The 24,186-nt window shown below is 44.3% G+C and carries 24 protein-coding genes; 13 read left to right on the top strand and 11 right to left on the bottom strand.

The features are described from left to right. Positions 1–381: 381 nt before the first annotated feature. Positions 382–1,425 carry a sporulation integral membrane protein YtvI gene (gene ytvI / locus OXPF_RS18355; protein ID WP_054876672.1) on the bottom strand — a complete coding sequence of 348 codons (1,044 nt, stop codon included), beginning with the start codon at positions 1,423–1,425 and terminating at the stop codon, positions 382–384. A gap of 481 nt (positions 1,426–1,906) precedes the next feature. Here ytvI and glnA point away from each other — a divergent pair, with 481 nt between their 5' ends. Together glnA and OXPF_RS18345 are read left to right on the top strand one after the other, a co-directional pair. After that, positions 1,907–3,241 carry a type I glutamate--ammonia ligase gene (gene glnA, locus OXPF_RS18350; protein WP_054876671.1) on the top strand — a complete coding sequence of 445 codons (1,335 nt, stop codon included), beginning with the start codon at positions 1,907–1,909 and terminating at the stop codon, positions 3,239–3,241. Positions 3,242–3,263: 22 nt separating this feature from the next. Further along, the gene (locus OXPF_RS18345; protein WP_054876670.1) at positions 3,264–3,842 is read left to right on the top strand and encodes an ANTAR domain-containing response regulator; all 579 of its coding nucleotides are present in this window, start codon (positions 3,264–3,266) and stop codon (positions 3,840–3,842) included. 35 nt (positions 3,843–3,877) lie between these two features. Here OXPF_RS18345 and OXPF_RS18340 read toward each other — a convergent pair whose 3' ends face one another. Next, a complete protein-coding gene (locus OXPF_RS18340) occupies positions 3,878–4,525 on the bottom strand; it encodes an SPOCS domain-containing protein (RefSeq protein ID WP_054876669.1) in 648 nt (215 codons plus the stop codon). 284 nt (positions 4,526–4,809) lie between these two features. Here OXPF_RS18340 and yedF point away from each other — a divergent pair, with 284 nt between their 5' ends. Continuing rightward, the gene (yedF, locus tag OXPF_RS18335; protein ID WP_054876668.1) at positions 4,810–5,385 is read left to right on the top strand and encodes a sulfurtransferase-like selenium metabolism protein YedF; all 576 of its coding nucleotides are present in this window, start codon (positions 4,810–4,812) and stop codon (positions 5,383–5,385) included. 8 nt (positions 5,386–5,393) lie between these two features. After that, positions 5,394–5,660: a putative Se/S carrier protein gene (locus OXPF_RS18330; protein WP_054876667.1), complete on the top strand. Its 267-nt coding sequence runs from the start codon at positions 5,394–5,396 to the stop codon at positions 5,658–5,660. A 352-nt stretch (positions 5,661–6,012) separates the two neighbouring features. Here OXPF_RS18330 and OXPF_RS18325 read toward each other — a convergent pair whose 3' ends face one another. Together OXPF_RS18325 and OXPF_RS18320 are read right to left on the bottom strand one after the other, a co-directional pair. After that, entirely contained in the window at positions 6,013–6,636 is a 624-nt protein-coding gene (locus OXPF_RS18325) for an SRPBCC domain-containing protein (protein WP_054876666.1), read from the bottom strand. Between the two features lie 102 nt (positions 6,637–6,738). Continuing rightward, a complete protein-coding gene (locus tag OXPF_RS18320; RefSeq protein ID WP_160317267.1) occupies positions 6,739–7,365 on the bottom strand; it encodes a TetR/AcrR family transcriptional regulator in 627 nt (208 codons plus the stop codon). A 785-nt stretch (positions 7,366–8,150) separates the two neighbouring features. On the opposite strand from OXPF_RS18320, the gene OXPF_RS18315 reads away from it, so the two are divergent. The 5 genes from OXPF_RS18315 (at position 8,151) to OXPF_RS18295 (ending at position 13,913) form a co-directional block, all read left to right on the top strand. Continuing rightward, complete coding sequence (locus OXPF_RS18315) at positions 8,151–8,978, top strand: hypothetical protein (protein WP_054876664.1); 828 nt, start codon at positions 8,151–8,153, stop codon at positions 8,976–8,978. A gap of 32 nt (positions 8,979–9,010) precedes the next feature. Further along, positions 9,011–9,691 carry a response regulator transcription factor gene (locus tag OXPF_RS18310; RefSeq protein WP_054876663.1) on the top strand — a complete coding sequence of 227 codons (681 nt, stop codon included), beginning with the start codon at positions 9,011–9,013 and terminating at the stop codon, positions 9,689–9,691. Positions 9,692–9,693: 2 nt separating this feature from the next. Beyond that, entirely contained in the window at positions 9,694–10,611 is a 918-nt protein-coding gene (locus OXPF_RS18305) for a sensor histidine kinase (RefSeq protein WP_054876662.1), read from the top strand. A 70-nt stretch (positions 10,612–10,681) separates the two neighbouring features. Beyond that, entirely contained in the window at positions 10,682–11,356 is a 675-nt protein-coding gene (locus OXPF_RS18300; RefSeq protein WP_054876661.1) for an ABC transporter ATP-binding protein, read from the top strand. A gap of 4 nt (positions 11,357–11,360) precedes the next feature. Continuing rightward, positions 11,361–13,913, top strand: coding sequence for an ABC transporter permease (locus OXPF_RS18295; protein WP_054876660.1), 2,553 nt, complete (start codon positions 11,361–11,363; stop codon positions 13,911–13,913). 200 nt (positions 13,914–14,113) lie between these two features. On the opposite strand, the gene OXPF_RS18290 is transcribed toward OXPF_RS18295, so the two are convergent. Genes OXPF_RS18290 through OXPF_RS18280 form a run of 3 tightly spaced genes read right to left on the bottom strand, consistent with a single transcriptional unit; the run spans position 14,114 to position 17,071 of the window. Then, entirely contained in the window at positions 14,114–15,694 is a 1,581-nt protein-coding gene (locus tag OXPF_RS18290; RefSeq protein WP_054876659.1) for an ABC transporter permease, read from the bottom strand. Further along, positions 15,691–16,431, bottom strand: coding sequence for an ABC transporter ATP-binding protein (locus tag OXPF_RS18285; RefSeq protein ID WP_083480034.1), 741 nt, complete (start codon positions 16,429–16,431; stop codon positions 15,691–15,693). The genes OXPF_RS18290 and OXPF_RS18285 overlap by 4 nt, the downstream gene beginning before the upstream one ends. Positions 16,432–16,444: 13 nt before the next feature. Further along, entirely contained in the window at positions 16,445–17,071 is a 627-nt protein-coding gene (locus tag OXPF_RS18280) for a TetR/AcrR family transcriptional regulator (protein WP_054876657.1), read from the bottom strand. Positions 17,072–17,355: 284 nt separating this feature from the next. Here OXPF_RS18280 and OXPF_RS22650 point away from each other — a divergent pair, with 284 nt between their 5' ends. Both OXPF_RS22650 and OXPF_RS18275 read left to right on the top strand, forming a co-directional pair. Continuing rightward, positions 17,356–17,508, top strand: coding sequence for a hypothetical protein (locus OXPF_RS22650; protein ID WP_160317266.1), 153 nt, complete (start codon positions 17,356–17,358; stop codon positions 17,506–17,508). A 29-nt stretch (positions 17,509–17,537) separates the two neighbouring features. Further along, entirely contained in the window at positions 17,538–18,446 is a 909-nt protein-coding gene (locus OXPF_RS18275; protein ID WP_054876656.1) for an AraC family transcriptional regulator, read from the top strand. Between the two features lie 435 nt (positions 18,447–18,881). On the opposite strand, the gene OXPF_RS18270 is transcribed toward OXPF_RS18275, so the two are convergent. The 4 genes from OXPF_RS18270 to OXPF_RS18255 form a co-directional block, all read right to left on the bottom strand. Beyond that, entirely contained in the window at positions 18,882–19,418 is a 537-nt protein-coding gene (locus tag OXPF_RS18270) for a ClbS/DfsB family four-helix bundle protein (protein WP_054876655.1), read from the bottom strand. 183 nt (positions 19,419–19,601) lie between these two features. Next, positions 19,602–20,504 carry a helix-turn-helix transcriptional regulator gene (locus tag OXPF_RS18265; RefSeq protein ID WP_054876654.1) on the bottom strand — a complete coding sequence of 301 codons (903 nt, stop codon included), beginning with the start codon at positions 20,502–20,504 and terminating at the stop codon, positions 19,602–19,604. Between the two features lie 278 nt (positions 20,505–20,782). Next, positions 20,783–21,775: a M56 family metallopeptidase gene (locus tag OXPF_RS18260; protein ID WP_054876653.1), complete on the bottom strand. Its 993-nt coding sequence runs from the start codon at positions 21,773–21,775 to the stop codon at positions 20,783–20,785. Then, on the bottom strand, positions 21,765–22,145 hold the full coding sequence (locus OXPF_RS18255) for a BlaI/MecI/CopY family transcriptional regulator (protein ID WP_054876652.1): 381 nt from the start codon (positions 22,143–22,145) through the stop codon (positions 21,765–21,767). Before OXPF_RS18255 ends, OXPF_RS18260 begins: the two co-directional genes overlap by 11 nt. A gap of 319 nt (positions 22,146–22,464) precedes the next feature. Between OXPF_RS18255 and OXPF_RS18250 the strand changes: the two genes are divergently transcribed. Beyond that, positions 22,465–23,013, top strand: coding sequence for an RNA polymerase sigma factor (locus OXPF_RS18250; RefSeq protein WP_054876651.1), 549 nt, complete (start codon positions 22,465–22,467; stop codon positions 23,011–23,013). A gap of 109 nt (positions 23,014–23,122) precedes the next feature. Beyond that, a complete protein-coding gene (locus OXPF_RS18245; protein WP_152967801.1) occupies positions 23,123–24,178 on the top strand; it encodes a DUF4179 domain-containing protein in 1,056 nt (351 codons plus the stop codon). Positions 24,179–24,186: the final 8 nt, after the last annotated feature.

The following is a 24,186-nucleotide window of genomic DNA, read 5'->3' as shown; positions in this document are numbered from 1 at the left end:
GTATTTTGTCTGAGAAAAACCTCCTTTAGGAAGGGCAACTGGAATTCTTAAAATGAATGAAATGAGCTTTTATGAAGCAATCGATTTTTTCCAAAATATGTAAAACAAGGATAGGTTTATTGCCTATTCGGTACTAGGCAGTATTCCTCATTATTTAAAACAGTTCGATCAGAATAAAAGCCTTGCGGAAAACATAAAGCAAACATACTTAGGCGCGGAAGTAAACTTTACATTTAGATAGAATGGTTTCACAGATGAGGTAATAAAGAAAGCTAAAGAGATAGGCATAAAATTAGTAGGTATAGATGATATGTTTTTTATAAAATTAAGATGAAAAATGCTGAGCCCATCAGATCATCCCATGGACCCAGCTTTTTTCTCTTAAATTAATTTGACATTTCGAAAAACCATGAAGAAAACTACATAGAAGATGCAAAAGAACATTCCCACAAAGCCATATACTTTAAGGCCTATGAATATGGCCATGAGTATGGCAAGGGGATATATGCCGAGGGAAGATGAAACAATTCTGGGTTCCAGTACCTGCCTCACAACCAATGTTACGACATAAATAACAAGCATTCCTATGCCTTTAACGAGGTCGCCGGATAATAAATATACAATACCTGTGGGTATCAATACAGTTCCCGGCCCTAAAACAGGCAGCATGTCGGATATGGATGTTACAAGGCTCAGCAATATGGAGTATTTTATTCTTAAAATCTGGGTTCCTATCAAAGTCTCAATGAAGGTTACGGATATTACTATAAAATAAGCTCTTATATAGCCCCCCAGCATTTTATTTGCCTCGATCAAAAAATTTCTGGCAGTTTTACCGTCTTCCTTGGTAAATAAGGAATAAAAGCTTTTCTTTATCATAGGTAAATCCATGGCCAGATATACGCCGCTTATCAACGTAAAAAGTATCAGCATTACCAGACCGGGCAGGGATTTTAAAATGTTCAGCAAAAAGTTTACGATAAATACTGCAACGGTAAAGGACCCTGAAAAAATCCTGCTGGCATTTCCTTTAATGCTTTCTATTATTGCAGGGTCAATGCTCTGGAAATATTGAGCACCCAAGTCAAGATATCTATAAGCTTCCACTTTGAATTCATTATAGAGCTCCGGGAGTATTGATGATAGTGACACAAGCTCCGAGACAATGCTGGCTATGGCAAATGACAGCACTGCGGATATAATTCCGAATATAATCAATACCACTACAATGGCGACTATTCTCCTCTTTACCTTTGTCTTTTTTTCAATGAAATTTATCGGCCATTGGGCGAGGAAGGCAATGATTGCTCCCAAAACCAAGGGCAGTATGTAGGGCAGTGTAAGGTAAATAAACATAAACACTGCAGCATATATGACAGTATACAATGCTATGCCGTCTATTTTTTTTAGTATATCTTCATTCATATAATAACCTCTCTTAGCTAATAATTATTGCCACGATGTATATTCATTATAACATGCAAACTGCACCGCAATGAGTTTCAATGTCGCCATCATTGCGGCAGCGCCGCATATTTTTAATGTATGGCATCATTATATCATTACTGGGGTTTAAGTATACAGTAAAATTACGTTAATAATCAATAATATTGCTGCAAAATAATATCATATATTAATGTAGTATTTTTTAGGTACAAATTATGCAAGTTCAAATAATTTTTATCATGATTTTAACGAATATGTGGTAAAATAAAATTTATATTGAAGATTCCGGATTATTTGATATAATAAATTAAAATGGCAATTCTGTTTAATTTTTTAATATAAGCGTACCACAATTGGAGAATTACAAGGCATAGGCGTCTTCAGCATAATTTGAGTTTGTTGAGTGCGCCTTTTTATCATAAATTTAAATGGATTTTGTAAATGTAAAGGAGGAAAAGAAATGGCTGCAAAGTTATCAAAAGAAGATGTATTAAGAAGTGCTCACGATTCGGGAGTTGAATTCATTCATCTTCAGATAACGGATATACTGGGTATAATGAAAAATGTATCCATAACCATCGAAGAATTGGAAAAAGCTCTGAATGGAGAGATAATATTTGATGGTTCGTCTATAGAGGGTTTTGTAAGAGTTGAAGAGAGTGATATGTACTTAAAACCCGACCCTTCCACCTTTGTAATCTACCCCTGGAGGACTTCATCAGGCTACGACGCAAGGCTTATTTGTGATGTCTATACACTGGATGGAGAGCCCTATGAAGGTGACCCAAGATATGCATTGAAAAGAGTGTTAAAGGAAGCTAAGGATTTGGGCTACGATGTTAAAATGGGCCCTGAATGCGAGTTTTTCCTTTTCCATACCGACGAGCGGGGAAGGCCTACAACCATTACCCACGATAACGCCGGTTATTACGACCTGGCCCCCGTTGATTTGGGCGAAGCGGCAAGAAGGGAAATGGTGGTAGCCTTAAAAGAGATGGGATATGAAGTTGATACCTCTCATCATGAAATAGCTCCGGGACAGCATGAAATTGATTTAAAGGTCGACGATGCATTGTCCGCCGCCGATAAGCTCATGACCTTCAAGGCGGTGGTAAGGACCATAGCACAGCGTCACGGTCTTCATGCCACATTTATGCCAAAGCCGTCCTTCGGCCTGGCAGGCTCAGGGCTGCATTTCAACCTGTCCTTGTTTAAAAATGATGAAAACGCCTTTTATGATACAAAGGATAAAATACATTTATCCAAGGAGGCTTATTTCTTTATGGGAGGATTGTTAAAGCACTCAAAAGCGCTGACAGCCATAACAAACCCGACGGTTAATTCATATAAGAGGCTTATTTCAGGCTATGATTCTCCCCTTTATATAACCTGGTCTTCAAAAAATTCCAGCTCGCTTTTAAAAATACCTCCAAAGAGAGGAAAATCCACCAGGGTGGAATTGAGAAGTCCGGATCCGTCTTGTAATCCATACCTTGCATTGGCGGTAATCCTTAAATCAGGACTGGACGGTATAAAAAACAGCACATTGCCGCCGCCGTCCATAGATAAAAACGTTTATGAGATGGACGTTTTAGACAGGATAGAGAACAATGTCGCAAGTTTACCCCAAACGCTGGATGAAGCTTTGAAATACCTCCGGGAAGACGATATACTAAGGCTGGCTCTGGGAGAATATATATACTCCAGGTTCATGGAAGCAAAGATGATAGAGTGGCAGGAATACAGCAAGAGGATATCCCCATGGGAGATTGAGGAATACCTAACGAAATTTTAGCTTCAAGGTTAAGGGTGAGGCGATGGAGAGTTTAAAATTTGCTATAGGAGATGAAAACAAAAGGAATATAGGAATCATCAGAAATATTCTGGTTTCCAGAGGACATACTATATCCTGTGAAGAAGACGAAGGCCCTTCTCTCATGAGAAAGATAAGAAGCCTTGCCCCGGATTTTGTAATTGTAAGCTATAACATGCCGGGTATGAAGGGGCTTGAGGTGGCACGGATCGCGCAGCAGGATAAGCTTGCTCCTGTCTTGCTGACAGCCGACAGCACTCATGATATTTTTGTGGGCAGCATGGGGAATGAGTATTATCCTTATATTATAAAGCCCATTTCCGAAGTCCAATTATTAAGCACTATTGAATTTGTTTATAACAGCTTCATACATTTAAAAACCTTAGAAGGCGAAATAACAGAGCTTAAGTCCACACTGGAAACCAGAAAGCTGGTGGAGCGGGCAAAGGGTATCTTAATAGACAGTTATAATATGAAGGAAAAGGATGCATTCAGATATCTGCAGAAAAGAAGCATGGATGAATGCAAGCCTGTTATAGAGATTGCGAAAAGAATCATTGAAAAGTCAAAAAATATAAAATAGAGGGGTGGCCCCTCTATTTTATATTTGGATATTTATTATAATACTGGTACACTGATTATTGTATCTTTAACAACCTTAACTTTTACAGAGATGCAATCCTTTTCAGTGACTGATTTATATAATCTCCTCATGCAAGAATCCTTCTTAAGGTAAGCCGGCTCGCAAACAGGAACACATTTATTAGCTATGCATTTTGTAAAGTTAGGAATTTCTACTGAGTTAACTTCGTAGTCAAGTACAACAACCTTTTGACCTTTGCATGCTTTTGGAACATCTACGCAAAGAGCAAAGGGAACTTCAACTGTTACGTGTCTGATATCTCCGAATGTTGCCTTTGTTATATTTTCACATCCAGGTATACAAACCTTTTCCTTTGTCTTATAAGGGATATCTTTGAAGATTCTTCCATTGATAAATACCTTGCCCTTTGATGCTACAAGTGCGTCGAAGACAACTTCCTTTGTAATTAGATCGACCATTACCTCAAAAGCCGGAGGGCAAAGAGGCACACATATTTCAACATTAGTTTCGGCAGTACCGAAGTCAATAACCTCTTCCACCTCTATTAATTTTCTTTTTGCTCTATTATCAGAACCACCCTGGCCGCCTGAGCACTCTTCATCACAAGCTTCGAGCTCTTCTTCCTCAACACATTCAGCATCCAAGTAGTCTTTGTATTCCATAAATTCCCCTCCTTTCGATTTCCTAGTATAAACTATGCAGGAATTGACATTATGTTGCATGTGGAAAAACAAAAAATATAAATATTTTTTTTATTGGTTTAAAATGCAACAAAATTCAGTAGTCAATAACTGTCATACTATATTATATTAATGAAGTATGGTATTTGTTATATCAATACTGCTTCATAAATTCATTAAAAATGTGTATACTGATTATAAAACTTGAGGATAATTGATATAATGATTTCAAATGGATAAAGCTTTATGAAAAGAGGGGAAGATTAATGAAAACAATAGATTGCAGGGGACTTGCCTGCCCTAAGCCTGTTATATTAACAAAAAAAGAGCTGGATGCAGAAGAAGATACAGAAGTCACCACAATAGTAGATAACGATGTTGCAGTGCAAAATCTTAAGAAGTTTGCTGAAAGCATAGGCGGAAAATCAAAGATGGAAGAAAAAGAAGGCTTTTTTTACGTGACCATAACCAAAACAGGTGATAGATGCATTATTTCAGATGATGATAAAAATTTAGTCATTTTTGCCGGTACTGATAAATTAGGCTCAGGAGATGACAAATTAGGGGAAGCTTTAATGAAAAGTTATATGTTTGCCCTTTGCGAGGCAGATACTATTCCAAAAACTATTGTTTTTGTAAATTCCGGAGTAAAGCTTACAACGGAAGGCTCGGCGGTTTTAGAAAGCCTTGAAAAATTGCAGTCCCGGGGAGTAGAAATAATGTCCTGCGGAACCTGCCTTGATTTTTATAATCTGAAGGAACAGCTTAAAATAGGCGCAATAACCAACATGTATACTATCGTTGAAAAGATGAACAACGCATCAAATACTATAAAACTATAGGTGATTTAATGGAAGAATACGTTTTTATTACCTTTGACAGTACAAATTTCGCCCTCCAGGCCGAGGATTATCTTAAGAAGAATAATTTCAGTGTGACAATAATACCTACTCCCAGAGAAGTAACCCAAAGCTGCGGACTGTCCATAAGATTAAATTCAGCCGGGATTGATGAGGTAAAAGAGATAATTGGAACCCAAAAAATAAAAATAAAAAGCATATATTTTTTAAAGAAGGAAAATGGATTTAAAAAAATTGAAGAGGTAAAATTAAGTTAAAATTGGTCAGGCTGCCGTACACAAACTTAAGGTTTGAAGTGGGGCAGATGTTTTTGTGCCGAAAGGCACACTGTTGACCGCAAAGGATCAGTATAATTACAGCCGTCTTTTTATTTTCAGATATAAATGATAAATCCGAATCCATTTCCTATGGGAAACAGGTTCGGATTATCTTGATTTAATGATAGACATCCGGCTAAATTCCAATGCAAGGCGGATTCAATGTCCCAAGAAAAATCGTTTCTGCTCCGTCCTTGAAGTTATGAGTGAAGGGGGCGGGCATACAGGAACACTTCCCAAAAGGTTCTTCGCATTTGAGTAAGGTGCTTTTCCAGGTAAAAACCAGAAAATACTAGCTTCTTGAGCGCCCCACTTTTTTTGCATAAGCACCATACAAGCCTATAACAAGATTCATCAAGAACTCCCTGGGTGAGAGGCCCGATTCCTCGGCCCGACGCTCTATATATTCAGCAAAATTCTGATATTTTCCACTCAAAACCTGGGTGAGGGCATCCAAGTGCATATGCCAATTAGCGAGGAAAGTGACCGCATACTTGTCTCCTGCAGTATCGTATAATACATGGGTAATGGTCAGCGTTGTGCCGTCGAACTTAGGCTCGAGTTTGTAGCGTACCTTCGACTGCATGGCGGGGCCTCCTCCGTAAGGTCCTTGATTCCACGTATATTCGAGCACGTTTGGCGGCTCTACCTCAGTGACGATCCCCGATGTCCACGCGGAAGGATTGTTCTCGTCATAGGTCCTGATTGAGAAAGCACCTCCAACCGTTAGTTCCAGCTTATCGACAGGATTTAACCAGAGCAGCGCACCTTGGCAGTCGCTGACCGCCCACCATAGGCGCTCCTTATCCGCTTTAAAGTGCCGCTTGAACGTAAGAGTGGAGTATGTGCCTTCACGGTACTCAAGCACTCCATCAAGATCATAACTATTCTCACTACTGATGGTTTCCTTATTCATTAATATTCCTCCTATTAAAATTAATTGAAATTCACAGATATGACAGAGAAAAGCCTCCGGTGGACAAATTAGCAAAAAACCATATGTTCTTCGCCATATTGATTAACAATAGAACGCCTGCCTGATGATCTCGATATACTTTTCATAGTCGTTCATTAGCTCATCGATTGCCGTATCCTGTATGTCCTGCCCTTTGTAGTTATCTTGCAGCTCCTTTGCACACCCTTCAAAAGCCCATCGAATCAGTTTGATTGTATTTTCGTCTCTGAACTCCGGTTTAAAAAGGTTGATATTGAGATTGTCAAACAGAAAGTTTTCTCTTAGTTGGTAGCCCCGGACTTTCTCTATTTTCTCTAAATTTTCACGGACTTCCGGTGACTTTTCACGTTTTGCTTGAGCGATAAAGTCCGTCATTCCTGGGTGGCGTTTCAGCACTTCCAGTTTTTTAATTCCAAGCTGTTTGAGAATAGAATGTAAATCACCGCTGCTTGTGTCTATTTGGCTCATAATTTCCTTATCCATAATGTCTCGAACATATTTATATAGGTATAGATACAGGTTTTTCTTACTCCCAAAATATCGAAAGAGTATCCCTTTGCTGATTTGCGCTGCAGCCACAATATTGTTTGTGGAAGCATCCGCATATTCCTTATTGGCAAACTCGTTCAATGCTGCGTTTAATATACGCTCTTTTTTATCTTGTCCAAGGTTTTCAAATGTTTCATTCATCAGGCCACCGCTTTCCTCCATTGTTGACCACAATGGTCACTATAATAATAAACTCAAGTGACCATTGTGGTCAATAGTTTTTTAAAAATTTAAAAAAACTCGGTGAGGGGCGAACTTCAGGCCAATCCCGCCTAAGCGACGCTCGCGACAGTGAACGAAACAGGGATAAAGAGGTATAATATGGAGCCTGCGATATAGCGGGTAATAGGCTTTTAATAGGGTTAGTTTATTTTGAATTTTGGCTGTGCAGTCGAACTATAATTGACGTACCGTGGCTTATTTTACTTTTTACATGGACTGTTCTTTGATAATCTATCTGGCAATAGCTATGTCAAGTCAGGTACCGCCTGACGGAGTATACGTGGAAGTTACGCGATAATACCGGTCAAAGAGGCGGTTCGCGTTGTGTTCATCCACTCCTTTTCAATTATACGTAACCTTCACTTCAGCCCAGGGTTAAGTCCGCTGACAGGCTCATCCAAAATCAGAAGAGAGAGGCGGTGTAAAAGTGCCTGTATACAATCCACTTTCCATTAAGGCAGCAACTCAGGAGTTCCAGAAGGGGCAAGAATGCAGCCGATATTCAACCTGCTGAATATCAAAAGAAAGTTTCTACTTAAGGATCCACATATGCTGTATAATTAAGTTATGTCAATATAAAGCTATATAACAAAAGTTATACCGGATTCAACGGAAGTCGTTTGTGCTCCTTATAGCCTGCCTTAAGTGGTTCTAACCTATAGAAGCCCGGCGGTAATTATGGAGTCGAAAAGGAGGACAGCCCAATGAAAAAGCAGTTGATATTTATTACAGTTGTATTTGCCGTATTGGTTCTAGCCGGCTGCAAAGATAGCCAGGGTTCAGAAGGCACAAAAAATTCAAAGGAAAACCAATCCATAGAAGCAGAAAATAAAATAGGCACTCCTGCACTAACGGGAGCAGTGACGGATATACAAGGCGTGGGAGAGCTTGTAACCATAAAGGAGGCAGTGAACAAGGAGGCGGCTGCTCCAAACGGAGATACGGCTCAATATATATATGAGGTACCTGTCATTAACATTAATAAGCCTGGAGCGCAAAAAATAAACAGCATGTTTTCTGATCTGGAAAAGGATATGGAGGAACGTATCGGGAATGGACAGAATATGACCCTTTTCATAGGCTCAAAAGCATTTTTAAATGATGGTATTTTGTCGGTTATTATGGAAATAAAAAACCCCGGACCCTATGGAATACATACAGTTAATTATGATATAGCAACTGACAGGGAGATTGGCACCAAAGAATTACTTGAGAAATATGATTTTGATCCTCAAAATCTCATAGCCGAAATAAACAGGCAAAGGGAAGAAGAGAAAAGCAGACCTGCTGAAAAACGGCGCTTTAACGGAGATGTAATAGATTTATTTACTTATACTATTATAACAAATATCTATACTTTAGAGGAGCATAACGTCAAACAGCAGGAAATAGAGAATAAATCAAAAGAGGAAAAAGAAAGATATGTCATGGAGAACATCGGCAAAATAAAAGCTTATATCAATGGCGGCGGCAAATTTGTGTTTATTCACCGCGGAGTGCTGGAAGATAAGGAACTTGTTGTTGATAACTAAAGAATCATGGGAAGATAACGGCGGAGGTTACTATGAAAAGTATTTTGATTTTGGAAGATGACGAAAATTTAAGCCGGGGCATGGCCTTTACCTTTGAAAAAGACGGCTATATCACCCTTGCGGCAGGCTGCATAACTGAAGGGAAACAGGTGCTTAAGCAGCATAATATTGACCTTGTCATACTGGATTTAGGGCTGCCGGACGGAAACGGCATAGATTTATGCAGGGAAATCAGGACATATTCAAAAATTCCTATCATCATGCTGACGGCCCGGGATCTGGAAACCGACGAGGTGTCCGGCCTCTTAGCCGGCGCCGACGATTATATTACAAAGCCCTTTTCCCTCTCTGTTCTTAAGGCAAGGGTGCAGGCTCTGCTCCGCCGGACCGGGGAGGGAAGCCGCCATGTTATCTATTGCGGCAAATTCAGGCTGGATACCGATCTTTGCAAGCTTTTCAAGGAGGATGAGGAAATCCCCATCAGCGCCACGGAATACAGGCTCCTTTCTTTTTTAATGACAAATGCCGGGCAGGTGCTCTCCAAGGAACAGATATTATCTTCCCTGTGGGACAATGAAGGGAATTTCGTGGATGAAAACACACTGGCCGTCAACATCAGCCGGCTGCGGGCAAAGCTGGAGGGCGACCCGAAAAATCCCCGGACCATTAAAACTATTCACGGCATCGGATACATTTGGACGGGAGGGGTGTAAGGATGGCCCTTGCAGTTACCATTATCATCGCCGTTATTTTATGCTTTCTCACCGTATTTTTCAGTTACCGGTATGTTAAAAAAGCCTTCGATTCCATCGATATGGTTTTAGATTGCGTACTGGAGAAGAAGGCAGAGATTCCCTTTGAAGGGGCAGAAGACAGCCGGCTTTCCAAGGTTACAAATAAAGCCGTAAAAATCATTCAAATGAACACCATGGATATCTCCCAAACCAGGCGGGAGAAGGAAATTATCCAGAGCTTTATATCGGATATGTCCCACCAGATGAAAACTCCTTTGTCCGGCGTTGCCATGTATACCGACCTTCTGCTGGAGGGAAACATCACTGCCGTAGAGCAGCAGGAATTTCTATGGCGCATAAAAAAGGGGACGGAAAAATTGCAATGGATGATGGACAGCCTTGTAAAAATGTCAAGGCTGGAGGTAGGGGCAATTGAATTGTCCCCGGTTACAGCAGGCATCAAGCAAACCATTTCTGAGAGCATAAGCTCCGTTCTGGCGGCGGCGGCCAGGAAAAACATTTCCATTCAGACGGATTATTTTGAGGATGTTCCTTTGCTGCAGGACCGCAAATGGACATGTGAGGCAATAACAAATGTCCTGGAAAACGCCGTCAAATATTCTCCACAGGACGGAGAAATCAATATATCTGTGGAAACCCTGCCTATCTATACAAAAGTCAGCATTACCGATGGCGGTATAGGCATTGACCCTGACGAGTGGAACTCTATTTTCAAGCGCTTTTACCGGGGGCGGAGCGCTAAGGGCGTAGAGGGAGCCGGGTTAGGGCTCTATCTGGCATCCTTGATCCTTCAAAAACAGGGAGGTTATATCCTCGTGGACTCCAGGCCAGGACTGTATACGACTTTCTCAATGTTCTTACAAAACTGTAAGAAATAAACCTTAACCTGTCAGGCGCCTGTAAGAACTAAGGGTTATGATAAGACCATAGAGAAAGGAGGCATATAGTATGCCGGTATTGAAAGTACAGCATTTAAAGAAATATTACGGAAAAGAGCCCAATGTGGTCAGAGCCCTGGATGGCGTTGACCTTGAGATACAGGAAGGTGAATTTGTGGCTGTTGTGGGAACATCCGGATCGGGAAAAAGCACCCTGCTGCATATGCTGGGCGGTTTGGATACGCCCACCAGCGGCAAGGTTACTGTGGCAGGCCGGGATATTTCAGGAATGACCGATGAACAGCTTACCATCTTCCGCCGCAGGAATGTAGGCTTTGTATTTCAGAATTATAACCTTGTTCCAATTCTGAATGTCTATGAAAATATCGTGCTGCCCATTGAACTGGACGGAAACGCCGTAGACCAAGGTTTTGTAGACAGCATAATTGAAACCCTGGGATTAGGAGAGAAAAAAAGCAGCCTGCCTAACAACCTTTCCGGCGGACAACAGCAGCGGGTGGCTATTGCCCGGGCTCTTGCAACAAAGCCGGCCATACTTCTTGCCGACGAACCTACCGGCAACTTGGACAGTAAAACCAGCCAGGACGTTTTAGGGGTCTTGAAAATGACATCCACCAAGTTCCACCAGACCATGGTGATGATAACACATAACGAGCAAATTGCCCAGCTTGCCGACCGGGTGATCCAGATCGAGGACGGCAAAATCGCCACGGAAGGGCGGTGATGGCATGAGGAACAATAACCAGGCTGTCGTAATGAAGCTATCCAAACGAAGCTTTCAGGCCAACAAAAGCCGGAACATATTTGCGCTGGTTGCCATTGTGCTGACCACCGTTCTGATTACGGCGGTGTTCACCATTGGCATCAGCCTCTCCGACGGTATGCAGCAGATGCTGATACACAGTTACGGGCGCAGTACGGAGGTGGATTTTCAATACCTCACCGAGGACGAGGCCCGGCGCGTGGCTGAACACCCGCTGATTAAGGAATACGGCCTGTCAAGGCTTATTACCGTCACGGCTGAGGGAGCCTTCCGCCAGGCCCAGGGAGAAATTCATACGGCAGACGAGAATTTTGCCGGGTTTACCTTTAGCAAGCCGGCGACAGGCCGGCTGCCCCAAGGGGAAAACGAAATTGCCCTAATGAGCTGGATATTAGACGCCATGGGGTTGCCCCGGGAATTGGGGCAGGTGGTGCGCCTGGATTTTGAGGTGGACGGTACCCCTTACAGCATGGATTTTACCGTCTGCGGATTCTGGGACAACGACTTAAACCTTCAGCCCTACGGGATGCTGTATATATCCGACGCTCTGGCAGACAAACTGCTTAAGGGTGTGGATCCGGCGCAAACACGGCTGGGCGGCGGTTATTACGGTGTAACCAAGATTACCGCCAATATACACGGAAAGCTGTCCGAGCTTGAGGAAAATGTCAATACCATCCTCAAAGATACCGGAATTGACGCCGAGGCTGCAGGTGTCCTATTTAACGGGGCTTACGGCAAAAGGGGCGCGGACACGGGAATCATCGCGGCAATGGCAGTTATTATCGCCATTATACTGGTAAGCGGCTATCTTCTCATCTACAATATTTTCTACATTTCAGTTATGCGGGACGTGCGGTTTTACGGCCTTTTAAAAACCATCGGTACTACGCAAAAGCAGCTCATGCGCGTCGTCAACTTTCAGGCGCTGCTGCTCTGCACCACCGGTATTCCTGCAGGCCTTATCTTTGGGTATCTGCTGGGCATAGTGATGATCCCCGTGCTGCTTGGCTTTCTCAGCATCGACTACATGCCGGCGCCCCCAAATCCCTGGATCTTCCTGCTGGGGGCGGCGCTGGCCCTCTTTACGGTTCTTGTAAGCTGCTACGGCCCCGCCAAAAAAGCAGGTAGGGTAACTCCCGTGGAGGCGGTGCGGTATACGGGCGTTGCCGCAGCTCCTGCAAAAAAGACAAAAGGCGGCAGCAGCGGGGCCAAAATATCCCGCATGGCCTGGTCCAATATTTTCCGCAGCAGGAAAAAGGCATCCCTTGTCATCGCTTCCCTGTCTGTGGGGCTGATTTTATTCAACATTGTCTATACTCTGGTTAACAGCTTTGACGTAAACAAGTTTCTGCAAAGCCATATTAACGGTGATTTTCTGATTGCCGACGCGGATTATTTCAGTTTTGCCAGGCCTTATGCGCCAAGCTATACATTAAGCGGAGACTTGCTGGCGGACGTGAAGGAACTGGACGGCGTACAGGAGGTTGCCAAAGTCTATTATGCCAACGGCTTTGCTCCCATAGAGGGAAATATCAAGGACGGCCTTATTAATTCTCAGCGCAGAAGGATTTTGTCTAAGAAGCCTTCCCTGACGGAGCAGGAAGTCGAGGAAATCATTGAAAAGACGGATTTCAGCGCCTACGGGGATTTCATAGACGCCCAGGTTTACGGCTTTGACAGCTATTGGCTGGATAAGCTGGAGGAAAATATGGTCGAAGGAACCTTTGAACGGGAGAAGTTTTTGTCCGGGGATTACCTGCTGCTTGGATTTGACGGTGAAGGCATGGTCCGGGTGGGTGATACCGTCACATTCTCTTTGGAGGGTAAGGACCGAGAAGAACGCAGCTATGAGGTCATGGGCCGGGTGGATTATCATGCACTCAATTCTTTAGGCGCCCATTTTGTTTCCATGCCCGGGTTTTCCGTCTATCTTCCGTCCTCGGAGTTTGAAAGACTTGCAAACCCCGATATCATGTCGGCTACGGTCATCGCGGAGGAAGCCTACATTGACCGCCTTCAGGCAGAAATTGAGCTGCTGCTTGTAGGGCATCCTCAAGTGGACTTTCGTTCCCGGGCTGATTACATTGACGAGATGAAAAGTGACAACCAGCAATTGGCCCTCATCGGCTTTACGCTGTGTACCGTGATTTTACTGATCGGTATGCTGAATTTCGTCAATACCACCATGACCAACATTTTTTCCCGCAAACAGGAGCTTGCCATGCTCCAGAGCGTGGGCATGACCGCCAAACAAGGCAAAAAGATGCTTGTATTGGAAGGCATATACTATATGGCGCTGGTACTGATTGCTTTTGTAACAATAGGCTATATAGTCAGCTACTTTACCGTAAACACCATAACCCAGGGCAGCGCCGCATATACCTATCAATTCACCTCTGCGCCTCTTATGATCTGCTTCCCGGTACTGCTGCTTCTAGCCTGCATACTGCCTATCCGGGTGTATAAAAATATTTCCCGGGAAAGCGTGGTGCAGCGGCTGCGGGAAAACCAATAATACAGGCGGATATGTAGAAAAGGGCGGTTCATGTGAGCCGCCCTTTTCAGCTATTTAGATTTTCAGCATAGTTTCAGCACTTCGGCTAACTTGACCCGAAGTGATCAGCTTTGGTGGTAAGACCTGCTAACAACGCATAAAATTACATGTGGCTCAGTTTAATCAAAGCGAATGATCCTTAGTCGTCCTGCTTTCCAATATTACAGCGCCGCGTCTCTTAGGCGGAACAGGGCAATCCCCGTTCCGGCCAGTATAGTTGTTACAACACACAGCACCAGCGGCGCGGCTGCCGGCTGGACGGCTTTCAGCGGCGTGATCCAGGAGAAAGGCGAAAGGGCGTAGAGTACTTCGGGAATCTGCTGCTGCTCCCAAAAAATCTCCATCAGGACGAACAGGGTGAGCAGGCCGTAGCTGATCCCGGTCATCCACTTCGGCAGTGCGCCGAAGAGCAGCAGCGCGATACCGCCAATGACCCAGATCGCAGGGATCATCCCCGCCATTTCAAAAAAGAGCCGAGAAAGCGCTCCGCTGTCCCCGGTGCCAATTACTGCACCCAGGCCCACGCAGAAGCCGGACACCAGCAGAATGGCCGCCGAGCCGCCGAAAATGTAGGCCATATGACTCAAAACCAGCTTCTCTCGGCGCAGGGGCATGGACAACAGTGTCTCTCCTTTGACCGCTTCCTCCCGGCGCAGAATGCCCGCCGCCATCATCACATAGACGGAGATCAGTATTCCGAAAACGTAGAGCATCAGCGATAAAAACGCCCGATCTATGCCGCCCAGCCGCTCAATCAGTCCGGCTAACGCCTCCGCCGAGCTGACCGCGCTCACCATCAGATAGCTGGCATAGCCCAGCGCTAAGGAAAAGATGGCGTAGAAGCAAAACCAGGCGAGAAACAGCCCCCTTTGGTTGCGCCAGGCAAGGGCGGAAAGACCTCGCAAGCTCGGCTTGGCAAAAGCCCGTCCCGGTCGCTGGGGTACAAGCCCCGCGCCTACATCCCGCCGCGCCGTCAGCCACAAGGACAGCGCCATGAGCGCTGCGCCCAAGGCCAGCGGAATCAGCAGCAGAGGGAACCGTTCGACCGCAAAGGGGCGGATAAGCAGTGGCCACTCCAACGGGTTGAGGAAAGCCAGGAGATTTTCCCCGCCGCTCACGTTCCACAAAATATGCAGGCCGAACAACAGCCCCAACAGGCCAAAGGACATCCCACGGGCCGCCGTGGCGCTCACAAAGAACTGCGCGACTACCCCCGCCACAATCCCCAGCACACAGGAGGCAGCGAAAAAGCCCAGGCAATGAGCCAGTGAGCCAACGAATCCAAGGCCAAGGGCAATCATTGCGAATATGGTCAGTACCGCCGCCATGGCGTTGATTAAGACCATACTCACCAGCGCTGCTGCCAGGGTCGCCAGGCTGCCGGTGACGTTGGCGCCGAGCAATTCCCTCTTGCCCTGTTCCTCTGCCAGCCGGGTATGGCGAATTATATAGACCATGCTGAAAATTCCGCCGACCAGCGCCAAAAACACCTTGGTGCGCCAGGTGACGAAGCCGGCCACCGAGATATCCAGCAGCGGGCCGTGCATGGCCACGGTAAGGGGATCGATGAGGCTGACACCCATCTCTATGAGGGCCTCCTGGGTGGGGAACAGCACCAGCGACGACACTGTGTTAATCGCCACCCACGCCCCAGGTAGCAGCAGCCATACAAGGGTGAAGATGCGGTTTTGCCGCAGGTACAGCCTCATTAGAGAAAGTGTGCCGTGAAAATATCTCTTCACCTTAAGCCCTCCTTTTTAGCATCCTTCTTGTAGTAGTTTAAGAACAGCGCTTCCAATGTGGGTGGTTCCTGTTTATGGATGAGTGCTTTCAGTTCCTCCATGCTGCCCTCTTCGATAACTTTCCCCCCACGGATGACGCCGATCTGGTCGCAGACGGCTTCCACCTCCGAAAGAATGTGGCTGGAGAGAAAGACTGTCTTTCCAGCGTCCCGCGCCTCTTTGATGCACTGCTGGAATACGCCCTCCATCAGGGGATCGAGACCGGTTGTGGGCTCGTCGAGGACAAGCAGCTCCACATCGGACACAAAAGCCGAGATCAGCGCCACTTTCTGGCGGTTGCCTTTGGAATAGGCTTTGCATTTTTTAGTGGGGTCGAGATCAAAGCGGTCGATGAATTGCTCCCGGCGCTCCTTGGAATAGCTCCCCCGCAGCCGGCCAAGAAAATCGATGACCTCGCCGCCGGTCATGTTATCCCAGAGCTGTACGTCGCTGGGCACATAGGCCAGGCGCTTGTGCAGCTCCATCGCATCCTGCCAGGGGTCGCCGCCTAAAAGCTTCACCTGCCCGCCGTTCTTTTTCAGCAAGCCAAGCAAAATGCGGATGGCAGTGGATTTACCTGCTCCGTTGGGGCCGATAAAACCGTAAATACTGCCCTGGGGTACGGAAAGCTCAAGGCCGTTTAAGGCGGCAGTTTTACCGAACCGCTTGATTAAACCATGAATTTTGATAGCAGACATATCTTTTCCCTCCTTACTGTTTGTAAAAGCATTTGCGCAGCACATCCAGGTATTTGTCAAAGTCGGCGTTGAGGGCCTCCACGTTGATGTCCTCAACTTTTTGATCTCCAATCAATTCCAACGAACGGTGGCCGTAGTTTTCTAGCGCCCAGATAATCAAGTCCCGGATTTTGTCCGACGGCACATCCTGCCGGAACAAAGAGATATCCAAGTTGCCCAGCAGGCACTCATATCCATAGCTCATCATCTTCTCAAGCCGCTCTTTCAGTTCGGCGGCGATCTCGGCTGACTTTTCTGTGGTCAGCCGCTTGATAAACTCGAAGATAGGGGGGTAGCGCTGGTAAACCGTTCCTTTTAGCATGGCAGCCCGGCGGTAACGGGTAAGAAGGTCGCCGCCGCAGTGGCCGATTTGCTCGTAGAATTCCCGGCTGACCACCCCGAACACATAGTCGCAGAGGAACAGGAACAAGTCCTTTTTGCTGGCGAAGTAGTGGAACAGCGCCCCCTTTGAGATGCTCGCCGCCTTTACCATCTCATTGGTAGAGGCTAGATCGTAGCCCTTTGTAGCAAACTCCATCAGAGCTGCATTGATGATAACATCCCGCTTTTCTTCCTTTAGGCTGATGAAGTTTTCGTGCATTTTTACCACGTCCTTTTTACAGATTGACCATATTGGTCGGTATCTGCAGTATAGCACAACCGACCGAAGTGGTCAATAATAAAAGGCAAGATTGAGAAAGAATTGACCAGGCATCAAAGTCGTATATATCTCGTATGTTGACCGTCTTTTATGTTGTTCCTCTATAGTTGCTTCCTTATGCACCCTGTCCGCCAGCTACCGATTTGAAGCAGCGCAAAAAGAATGGCTGCAATATAATTGTATTTATAAAAAAGGTACAGGTTGGATACCAGAGGAGGGCAATATTGAAAATGTGTTCGAAGGAAGCTTTGGCTGACTTCCGAAAATTCTTTAATCCTGATATAATAGTTGCAATAATTATGGCTATAACGGGTGCCAAAGAGAAAAAGTGTAAAATAAGAGCAGAGCAGGTCAAGCGCACAAATTGTATTGGGTGATATGCTATCTATAAAAGGAGGTGCATATCATGCACGCATGGGAATCTATACAAAAAACATTGGATTACATTGAAGCAAATATGAGTGAGGAGATTGATATTGAGCAGATTGCGAAAGAATCATCATTATCTGTTTTTTATTATCAGCGCTTGTTCTCACGTCTTGTTAAAAGACCATTTCGAGAATATATAAAGCTGCGCCGATTAGCCCGCGCCTGCGAGTTGCTTGCCGATAAACAACGCCGCATTTTGGATATTGCGCTGGACTGCGGATTTGGAAGCCATGAGACATTTACAAGGGCATTCAAAGAAGCCTACAAAATGACGCCGGAAGAATACCGCGAGCATCCGGTGATGCTTAATCAGTTTGATAAGCCTGACTTATTGTTAAACTACACAATGATTGACGAAGGTGTTCCGCTTATTAGCGATGGCCTTGTGCTGGAGTTTAACCGTAAAACAATCTCTGAGCCAATTCCTTTTATGGGTGTAACAGGAATTATTCCAATTGAGGGGCAAATGCCGCTTGGTGAAGCTACAGGTGTGGATATGCCTGGTGAGGTCTGGAAAAAATTCCACAAAGAAAAACATACCATTCCTCGGGCAAAGGATAGCCGTGAACTGGGAGTTGCTTATCTTGGAGATGTACCTGAAGGGTATTTTACTTACTTTGCTGGTGCGGAAGTGGCACAAGGAGCAGAAGATGCCCGCTTTGTTAATTGGGAACTTCCGGCAAGAGAATATATTGTCTGCGGATTTGAGGCAGAAAACTTTGAACAACTTGTAACCGTAGCTATTAATAAGGCTGTAAAATATAGCGGTCTTTGGCTTGAAAAACACGGATTGACTATGGATGTTTATTCTCCCGAAGTGTACTACGACAGTTCTCCTGACGGGAACTACATGGAATTGTGGATGCCAGTAAAGGAAAAGAAATAACAATGGTTTGGTATTATCGTAATGATGTCAAGTCCGCAATTGTCCGATAATGTGCAATAACCTTATTCTAAAGTTGGAACACGTTATCCATATAATATTAATCTGTTAAAAAGGGGCTGTGGCATTAGTCACTTCAGTGGGTTAAAGCCAGAACAAAAGCACCCCGTTTCCTAATCTATGAACTGCTCCCTTCATGATTAACAGTGTTTTTATATTTCACCGTCTCTCATAAAGGGAGCAGTTCACTATGTGGAGCGAGGTGCTTAATTTCATTATTTTAATATGTTTTGTGGAGACTGCTTTTTATAAGTTTGACTTATGAAACAGCCCTTTTGCTTTGCATAAACATTTACCAACATTCATCTGCTTTTGGGAATATAGGCTTTGTCAACGCCTCTAAGTTGGGCTGAAGCTTCACAACATATTTTCAAGCCATTACCGGCAGGTTTTGATGTGCTTCTTAACCTTTTTCATCGCCCAGTCATAGTGGCTGGAAGTGGCTGAAACGCAATAGCTGCCAAGTGTACTCGTTCCTGTCCACGAAAAATGGTTTTTTGTAAATAATTCTTCATTTGAAAATGATTCAATCATAGCCATTACTGCGGTATGGCTTTCTTTGACCATTTTTTGCGACTGGGCATATGGCGTAGCCTGATGTTTATTCCAAAACCCCACGTTCATTTGGGAATATGTCTTCCAGTTATAGGGCTCCGGCAGAAAGGGCTTTGGTTTCCCGCCCTGATTGGCTTTCACCCAATTTAGCAGCAACTGGTGCCATTCGTAAAGATGGACCAATACGTCCCGCAGATTTTTATCCCGATCCCAGTGTGACTCTTTTTTATTGAAGCCGTTACCGAAATTGAAGGAGGCATTCTGCTCATGGTCCGTCATAGTGTCAATGAGCTGTTCCAGCTTTTCAAACTGTTCCTTTGCCGTTTTAATTAAATCCGGCTTTGTTGCAGGTCTTGACATAGGTTAACCTCCTTCTTAACTTTACTCCCATTTGTGCTTGTTCCGTACATTCCATCTGTACTGCCCGTTGGAAGGGCTTTGGCGATAACTTTATTTCATGGCTGAACCAGCATTTTTAGTGTCTTTGACTGCATATTTATCATACCGCACATAACATGACAACAGTACTTCATGTTATGTGCTCTAATAAAAATCTTTTATCTTCTCGATTTCCCCCAGCAAATTATCCTTTACGCTTTGGGGATCCAAAACCTGAACAGCCCTTCCAAAGGACAGCAAAAATCCATACAGCCAATAATCCTCCGGTAAGTCAACTGATACAAGAAATGTTCCGTCTTCATTTTTTATAACATTTTTTGTATCAAATTCATCATAGACCCTATGGGCCATGTAAGAAGAAAATTTCATTATGATATGGATAAGCGCCTCTGATGAGGCGTCCGGTGTTTCTATGGCAGGCGGTGAAAGTTCCTTGTCCGCAAATGTTTCCGGCATTACTTTAACAGCTGATATTCTGTTAATCTTAAAGGTCCTGTAATCCTGTTTTAAAAGGCAGTAGCCTTGCAAATACCATGCCTTTGATTTAAAAATAAGTTTTAGAGGATATACCATTCTGCTTGTTGTTTCTCCGTAGGTGCTTGAATAGGTAAATTCAATAGCCTGCTTTTTTATAATTGACAGCTTGAGTATCTCAAAGCGTTCCTTATCCCGCTTTGCATTCCCCCAGCGTGAAAAATCAACCTCAATCCAGTTTGTATCTGTTTTATCAAAAAGAGTCCGCAATTTTGAAAGGATATTGCTGACATCAATATGCTCGGTGGATGTCAGGCTTTGCAAGGCAAATAGTATTTGATTTTGTTCTTCCTCTGAAATGGTAGTTTTGTTCAAGACGTAGTTATCCAAAATAGAGATACCCCCGCCTTTACCCTGCACGGTGTATATGGGAATGCCCGCCGCCGACAGTATTTCAATATCACGCAATACTGTTCTGACAGAAACCTCAAAGCGTTCTGCCAGCTCTTTGGCTGTTGTGCTTTTCTTATCCAGTAACAAATACACAATTTCAAAAAGCCTGTTTATCTGCATACAATCACCTCATGGTTAATTATACTACGGTAACATGACAACAGAAAGTCATGTTATAAGCAACTATATTTGAATAAAAAACCAGGATATACTTTTAGGTTAATGTGATAAAACGGCGGTCAAAGATATGGATAAAAAACACCTTAAGGGAAAATCCCTGAAAGGCGCCGAAGAAAAAATGGGCGTAATTACCGCCCGTTAATTTCTGTTGTGATTGTCCTATGTTCTTGAGTCGAAACCTCTTTACAGCAAAAGCCCATGCGACAAACTCCAAATAATCAAAATAATAAAGGCCTAGGCGTATCAGGGCTTTCGCCAAAGGAGAGATTAAATCCGTTCTCTTCCAGTAAAGCTTTTACCGCCGCCTCTAAACCTCCGTTTTTTTCTGATATCTCTGCCGTCCGAAGTAGGCCAATTAATTCCGCGTTACCTTCTTGTTCGAATACGACAATTAATGGCTGCCCCATACTGCTCCATTCTGTAAGCCAGCCTTTTTCATCTATACGCATACCTCCGGCTAATATTACCTTGCTTAAATCCTTCGGCAACAGGCGGTATTCCAGTAGATATACATATATGGTTCTATCGGCAAGATTATCGAATTCATTTACCAGTTCTAAAAACGAAATTTTGCTATCAATTATTTCAACTTCGGAAGTCTGTTCATAATTAAGAATTTCATTATTTATAACCTCCCAGGCAATGGATTCGATACTCGAATTGCCATCGTTTGGGGAACTTTTTTGCATTCCGGAAGCGCCCAAAAGTACAGTAGTGAAGAGGGTTGCTGCAAAGAATACAGAAGAAAATATTAGCACCTTTCGCGTGAAGTTCTTACTTTTCATAATTGCGCCGAGCCGCTCCTTAAGAGCCTTTTTTTCCTCACACATAGTTGTGGATAAAACTGTCTTCGGTGTTTTGGCTTCGGCTACCATTGCAATCAGAGTATCGCCGTAATTCTGCCTGCCAACGGTATCAAGGCACTTTATTACCGCTCCGTCACAAGCCAGTTCACAAGCCCGGTCTATTTCACGGCGCACAAGGTAAACAACGGGGTTAAACCAATGCAACTCGCCCTCCAGTACCGATAGCCACTTTACAATCAGGTCGTGCCGCCGTAAATGAGTGAGCTCGTGAAGAAGAATATTTTGAAGCTGTATTTCAGAATATTCCCTGTCCGGCAGCAGGATAACAGGACGTAACATCCCGATGAGCATGGGTGTGGGTGCAAGAGTATTGCGGTAGAGCCGGGGCATGCGTTCATTTCTCATTTTCTCCCATTTGAAAATATGCTTTGAGCTCGTCAATGTCAGCTTCGGATAATTTACCGCGGTGGCAAAGCGCGGCGACAAAGTTTTTTGCGTTTCCGTCATATAGTTTGTCAATCATGTTCTGCTCTTCAGCCTGAATATATTCCGCCTCGGAAATATTTGGAGTATAATACAGTACATCTTGTTTTTGCGCAGTAATAGCCCCCTTATCTGCAAGGCGGCGTATCAGGATATTGATTGTGGATTTTTCCCAACCTTTTGTATTTTGCAATTCAACGCGGATGTTTGTAAACGATATGGGCTTTTTCTCGCGCCATAGGATTCTCATAATTTCAAGCTCCGCATTGGATATCTTTTCTGCCAAACTCATTTTACTACCTCCGTGTTACAAACGTAATACATTATATGTGTTACGCTTGTAGCACGGATTTGTCAATCTTGTTTTTGATAGTTGATTCTTATGAACCCTGTCCGCCGGCTGCCTATTTGAAGCAGCGCAAAAAGAATGATTGCAATATAATGTATTTATAAAAGAGATACAGGTTGTGTACCGCATTATATGTAATCTGCAATGGAAAACCAATAAAATAATGATAAACAAGCAACGGTTAAAAAATTTATTTAAAAATGAACCATTTGAAATGTGGCGACTATTTACAGGTATACGGGATTTAGAGAGGAGGTCAATATTGAAAATATGGTCCGCAATAAAATTTAGACAACCCCCCCAGCGTTATATGTTTGCGGATCTGGTGGATGAGTACGGCGGTTCGATTTACAAGTTTTGCCGGAGCCTTACTTATTCCAGGGAAGATGCAGACGATTTATTCCAGGAAACATTCTTAAAAGCCTTTGAACAACTGCCAAAACTAAGCGCCTCGGACAATCCGAAGGGTTTCCTCTTTTCTACCACGTTATATATCTGGAAAAGCTGGAAGCGTAAGTATGCCCGCCGTAAAAGGTTGGCCCCAATTGAAAGTCTGGATGATAATAGCGCAGTAGGCGTACATATGGAAGATAGTTTTATGGCACAGGAAGAAGCCCGTATTGTCCGGGAATTGGTTGAGTCCTTGCCGGATAAGTTCAAAATCCCCATTATCCTATACTATACCGTTGAAATGAGCGTGTCAGATATTGCCGCCGCCCTAAAACTTCCAGCGGGTACAGTTAAAAGCAGATTGTTCAAGGCCCGGAAACTTGTTGAGAAAGGATTGGTTGCGATTCATTATGAAAAATAAAAATTATAATGTGGATCTGCTGCTTAAAAATGCTTTGAGCAGCACGGAAATCCCTCCCACGGATTTAGTGCAAAAAGTGAAATATGAGTTGAGCAAGGAGGAACCTATTTTGAGAAAATCTGCTATAAGGCCTTCTTTCAGCGCGGCTGCCGCCGTTGTTATGGCCCTTGTGTTTGTTACCACTACCGCATTTGCGGCCTGGTATTTCCTCTCACCCTCGGATGTGGCAGACAGGTTGGAATCCCCTGTTTTAGCCGAAGCATTCCGCAGTGACGATGCCTTGCTGGTAAATGAAACAAAGTTCAAGGGCGGTTATGATGTGACTTTCCTTGGCATTGTGTCCGGCAAAGGCTTGACTGAATTGGACGGTACGGTGGATACTGCAAAATCCTACGCAGTAGTCGCAATTGCAAAACAGGAAGGCTCCATGCCTGATACAAGTGGCGAGGACTTTGGCAATGTTCCCTTTTTTGTCTCGCCGCTTATCAAAGGCCAAAAGCCTTGGCTTTATAACATTGCCAGTATGAACGGCGGATACTCGGCCTGTGTGGTAGACGGCGTCATGTATCGCTTAATCGACTGCGACAGTCTGGAGATGTTTGCCGACCGGGGACTTGAGCTGATTGTCAGCTCTACTAATTTCTACAGCACCAAAGCCTACAACTATGATGAAGCCACCGGCCTTGTTACTCCAAACCCCGATTTTGACGGAGTCAACCTGGTATTTGATCTTCCCCTTGATCCTGCTAAAGGCGACTTTGAAAAAGCCCGGCAGTATCTTGACACCTTATGGGATGACAAGGAAACGGACGGTAGGAAAGATGCTCTGGAGAAAACAAGCAGCGATGATAAATCCTATGAGCTTTATGAAGATGGAGAAAAAGGTATCGGTATAAGCCAGGTTATGACCTATGAAGAATATAAAGCATGGATGGAGCAAAAGCTTGCCGAAACCCAGGAATTAGTGGATAAAGGTGACTATTCAGCGTCATCAATGGAGCTGGACCGCCGTGATTATGAGGATAAGCTGGAAAAGGTCAGAAAGGGTGCAACGCTTACCATTACAGAGTTTAAGGATGGCAGTTACAGTGTGATAATTACTTATCCTAAAACTGGGGGTTCCATAACCCGGGACGCCGGTGGCAGTATTATTGTCGGCAACTGATTATGCTG

The sequence above is a fragment of the Oxobacter pfennigii genome (assembly GCF_001317355.1).
GTDB classification, from domain to species: domain Bacteria; phylum Bacillota; class Clostridia; order Clostridiales; family Oxobacteraceae; genus Oxobacter; species Oxobacter pfennigii.
This window is presented reverse-complemented; position numbering and strand designations above follow the sequence as displayed.